The 4,488-nt window shown below is 66.3% G+C and carries 3 protein-coding genes and 1 pseudogene; 2 read left to right on the top strand and 2 right to left on the bottom strand.

Annotated elements, in window-relative coordinates; all coding sequences use genetic code 11:
• Both ACK5KK_RS01175 and ACK5KK_RS01170 read left to right on the top strand, forming a co-directional pair.
• A partial coding sequence (locus tag ACK5KK_RS01175) for an SRPBCC domain-containing protein (protein WP_416888260.1) occupies positions 1-721 on the top strand: 721 nt, incomplete at its 5' end.
• 251 nt (positions 722-972) lie between these two features.
• Positions 973-2,436: an alpha/beta hydrolase gene (locus tag ACK5KK_RS01170; RefSeq protein ID WP_416888259.1), complete on the top strand. Its 1,464-nt coding sequence runs from the start codon at positions 973-975 to the stop codon at positions 2,434-2,436.
• A 548-nt stretch (positions 2,437-2,984) separates the two neighbouring features.
• On the opposite strand, the gene ACK5KK_RS01165 is transcribed toward ACK5KK_RS01170, so the two are convergent.
• Positions 2,985-3,737 carry an arylamine N-acetyltransferase family protein gene (locus ACK5KK_RS01165; RefSeq protein ID WP_416888258.1) on the bottom strand — a complete coding sequence of 251 codons (753 nt, stop codon included), beginning with the start codon at positions 3,735-3,737 and terminating at the stop codon, positions 2,985-2,987.
• A gap of 548 nt (positions 3,738-4,285) precedes the next feature.
• Positions 4,286-4,488 (bottom strand): annotated as a pseudogene (locus ACK5KK_RS01160) (IS4 family transposase); the annotation flags it as partial.

Below are 4,488 nucleotides of genomic sequence, written 5' to 3'. Positions count from 1 at the left end.
CATCCGCCCGGGTCATGACTTCGAGGTGCTCGATTCGTTCCTCGACGCGACCGGCGCGCCGGTCGCGGACCTGCCCGCGATGCGCATGCTGTTCGTCTTCGAGGCCACCGAGGGCGGATCGCGCATGACCAACACCACCTTCTTCACGTCGGCCGAGGCGCTCGAACAGGTCGTGTCGATGGGCGCGGTGGAGGGCTCGCGCATGGCGATAAGCCAGCTGGATGCCGTGTTGAAAGACCTCCGCGCCTACGCCGCCGGCGCGGGCACCCGCACCGAGATCCTCGACGACACCCACGTGCGCATCACCCGGCTCGTGGAGGGTCCGCGCGAGCTCGTCTGGCGGGCGCACCACGAGCCGGACCTGCTGCGGCAGTGGCTGCTCGGCCCCGACGGGTGGCAGATGGTGGAGTGCGAGGTCGGCGACACCTACCGGTACGTCTGGCAGCGGGGGAACGACGAGGCCACCCGGTTCGGGTTCGAGGGCGAGACCATCCTCAGCGACGCACCGCGCCGGGCGGTGACCGCCGAGCGCATGATGGGCGTCGACGGGCCGGGCACGACCAACGACCTGCAGCTGTACGAGGAGGACGGTGCGACCCTGCTCACCCTGCTGATCGAGTACCCCAGTCGTGAGCTGCGCGACCAGATTCTCGCGACCGGGATGACCGACGGCATGGAGGCCTCGTACGTCCGCCTGGAGAGCGTGCTCGCCGCCGGGTGAGCCGGCGGGTCCGTCGACCTCAGGCGCGGGAAGCGTCACCTCGGTGCCGAGCGCGGTCAGCAGCAGCCCGAACGCTGAGTTGAGTTCGTAGCACAGCCCGCCCTCGCCGTCGTCGAGGATGCGCCGCACGATTGTGGGCGCGCAACGCAAGGAATCCGTCTCCCGGCGGAGGTTCGGTTCCCTCGGTGGGCCGAGGGTATTCCATCCGTCGCGGGAGTTCTGCACGGCGTTCGCTCCGTAGCGTCATGCTCATGAAGAAGTCACGGCTTACACAGGCTCTCGCGATCGCGAGTATCGGAATACTGACGTCAAGCGCATGCGCGCCCGTTGATACCGGAACGAACTCCGACACCGCCCTTGCGTGGGAGAGATGCGAAGGCACCGCAGAATGCGCAACCGTTTCCGTTCCACTCGACTATGAGGCACCCAACGGGAAGAAGATCGACCTCGCGGTGCTTCGGGTTCCAGCGACGGGCAAGTCCGAGGGAACCCTGTTCTACAACCCCGGCGGACCGGGCGCTGAGGTGGTCTCTGATGTGGCGACGAACGTATCTACCATCTTCAGCGCACGCGTTCGAGAGTCGTACGACATCATCGCGATCGATCCGCGAGGCGTCGGTCGCTCCACACCGGTGAAATGTCCAGTGGATGACGAGGTCGACGCGTCCGAGAACTCGGAACCACCAACCGAGCAGGAGATCATCGATGACGCCAAGCAGATCGCCGCAGGGTGCGAAGAACTCAGCGGCGACCTCTTACCTCACATCACAACGGAAAACGCCGCGCGAGACATGGACATGGTGCGTAGCGCACTCGGCGAGCAGAAACTGAACTACCTGGGGTTCTCCTATGGCACGACTCTGGGTGCCGCCTACGCGGACTTGTTTCCGAAGAACGTCGGAAGGATGGTGCTCGACTCTGCAACCGACCCCGACCTCAACTACGCCAAGACGATCTCCGATTCCGAAATCGCGGCGGAGCAGCTCCTCAAGGCTTACCTGAAGTCAGCGCAGGCGCAAGAGCTCGCTCCGTTCTCCGGAAGCGTGGACGACGCCTACAAGCAACTCACCGCGCTCATCGACCGTTACGACAACAATCCAGCTGAACTCGCTGACGGCTCGCCCTTCGATGGAAACAGCATCCGGGATGCGCTGCTCCAGTTCGGTGGCCAGGAGCTGAACTGGCCGAACCTGACAGTGTTTCTCCGACTCGTGCAGACTGAATCCATCGAGGATGCAGCGCTCCTGTCCCGCACGGATTTCCTCCGAGATGTCGCGGAAGGCTCCGACTCCGACGACTGGCTCTCCTTGGGCGCGCACTATGCCTACACCTGCACTGACTGGTCGGAATCAACACAAGAGCAGGTGGCCGAAGCCAACAACGAAGCCCGCGAACAGGCGCCGCTGCTGGGCATGGACTTCGAACCAGATCAAGATCCTTGCACATACTGGCCCGTCGAACGGGGAAAGCCTCTGGCTTTCAAGGGTGATGGCGCGCCTCCCATCGTCGTCATCGGTATCACGAATGACATCGCCACCCCGTTTCCGTGGTCCCTGGCGCTCGCTGGACATCTCGGCTCGGCTCGACACGTGACATACGAGGGCGTGGGCCACGCTGCCTACAACAACGTCGGAAGCGCCTGCATCGACGAAGTGGTGGAAGACATGCTCCTCGACGGCACCGCTCCGGAAGATGGTCTCGTCTGCAAAGACTAGGTGTACTTCCCCGGCAGGTTGTGAACGGGTGAAGTGGCGAAGACCTCCGGGCAGGATGTGGGTTACCACACTCGCATCTTGCTTCCGGAGGTCTTCGTGTTCCACGCTGACGCGCCATTGATGCCGGAGGGGCGTCGTCGTCTTGCCGTGCTCGTCGTCGATGAGCGCTGATCGGTGCGGCGGGCGGCGGCTCTGAGCGCCGCGATCCAGCGGGTATCGATGACATTGACGCGGGCAGGTACGAAGATGTCGACGTTTGGGTCGAGCGGACCTCCGATACCGTCACGACGAAGTCCGTCGCCGAGGTGGTCGCGTACCGCATCCGCTCTTCCGCAGCGGCCAAGGCCGATGTGCGCGAGGCGCTCCAGTGCAGCGCATTCCGCTTCGGGACCGCTGCCGAGGCCCGCTATGCCTCCCTGATGGGCCACATCCGCGCGGTCCTGGTCCGCTCGCGTCGGGCTGATCGGATCGGGGCGACCGGGTGACGGGGCGACCGGGCGGCTGGGTGGTGAGCGGACCTCGGCCCCGGCGTTCACTCGCCCCGGCGTTCACTCGCCCCGGTGCAGCGCGGTCGGCAGCGGGCGTGTCATGCCGAACCGTGTCCGCAGCAGGCGCTGGGCCTCGTCCGTCGTGACGGGTCGCTGCGCGCCGTGTTCGGTGAACCGCCACTGCAGTCCGGTGCCGGTGGGCATGGCGGGCACCGCGGAGAGGGTGACGTTGCCGTCCGGGAGGGCGAGGGAGCACACCACGGAGCGCTGGAAACGTGATTCGGGTGACGAGGAGTGCCAGTGGGCGGCATCCGCGAATTCCGACAGTCGCCGCGCGGTGCCGTCGACGATGTAGCTGCGGCCGGGGTCGGCGGTGACGCGTTCGCTGTCGGTGGCTTCGCGCCGCACGATAACCGAGCCGCCGAAACCCACGTCCACGTGCTGCACGGCACCCGGCATCCTGACCTGCAGGGCCATGTGGCTGAGCGGGATGCTCCGCCCGGGCAGGTCTCCGGTCGTGATCTCGACCGTCGCCCCGAGCAGCGTCACCTCGGCGCCGAGCGCGGTCAGCAGCAGCCCGAACGCTGAGTTGAGTTCGTAGCACAGCCCGCCCTCGCCGTCGTCGAGGATGCGCCGCACGATCAGCGCTTCGTCGAGCACGAGCGCGCCGTCGGGGTGCAGCCGCAGGTTCTCGAACGGAATGCGCGCACCGTGCGCCCGCGCCAGCGCGGCGACGTCGGCGGGGGTGAGCGGATGCCGCGGCCGCGGCATCCCGAGCCGCTCCAAGTAGCGCTCGACGAGGTCCGGGGTCACCCCGCCACGGTACCCCGGCGCAGCGCCACTGATCTACGTCTTCCTGCAGCGCTACGTCGTTGACGCGTTCGTCCGGTCGGGCCTGAAAGAGCCACCGTCGCGGCCCCAGACGCGAACCCCGACAGGGCGGCGGCATCGACGTAGGTCTCCTCGTCGAACGGAAAGGGGCGGGTGACCGTGTGGGCGACGTCACATCGGCTGGGGCTAGCCGACGAGGACCTCGCCCGGGCCGGACTCGCGCGTAACGCCAAGACTTCCCGAGGTGCCTCATTTGGGAATGCCCGCGAAATGGTTCCCGTGCCTCAGGTAAGTATGCCCGCGAAAGCGGGTTAGCTGCAATACGGTTGAATTAGGGGACGATTTGGACGGCTGTGATGCCGGCGGCGGTGGGTTGGGGCCAGTTGCTGTGGCGGGCGCGATAGACGAGACATCCGGTGTAAATGCGATTGACGACCCGCGGCTAGGAGAGCGCCTTGCGTATGGGAAGCAGCCTGCGGTTCAGATCGATCATCGCGTTGTGCCAGAGCCCAGCGAACACAATCTCGCGGTCAGGGTGCTGAGGGGGGAAAGGCGCCTTGCTCGGCGATGGAGCGGCGGGAGACGCGCAGGGCGGTGACGAAGGAGAGCCGGGCGGGGTCGTGGCCGGTGTGTGTGGCGGCGTCGAACATCAGGGTGCGGATCGCGTAGTGGCAGCACAGGTGCCCCCAGATCTCTTGGAGCACGAGTTGTGGGCTGCCTGAGCGCAGCACGC

Source organism: Microbacterium sp. (assembly GCF_047972865.1).
Taxonomy (GTDB): domain Bacteria; phylum Actinomycetota; class Actinomycetes; order Actinomycetales; family Microbacteriaceae; genus Microbacterium.
This window is presented reverse-complemented; position numbering and strand designations above follow the sequence as displayed.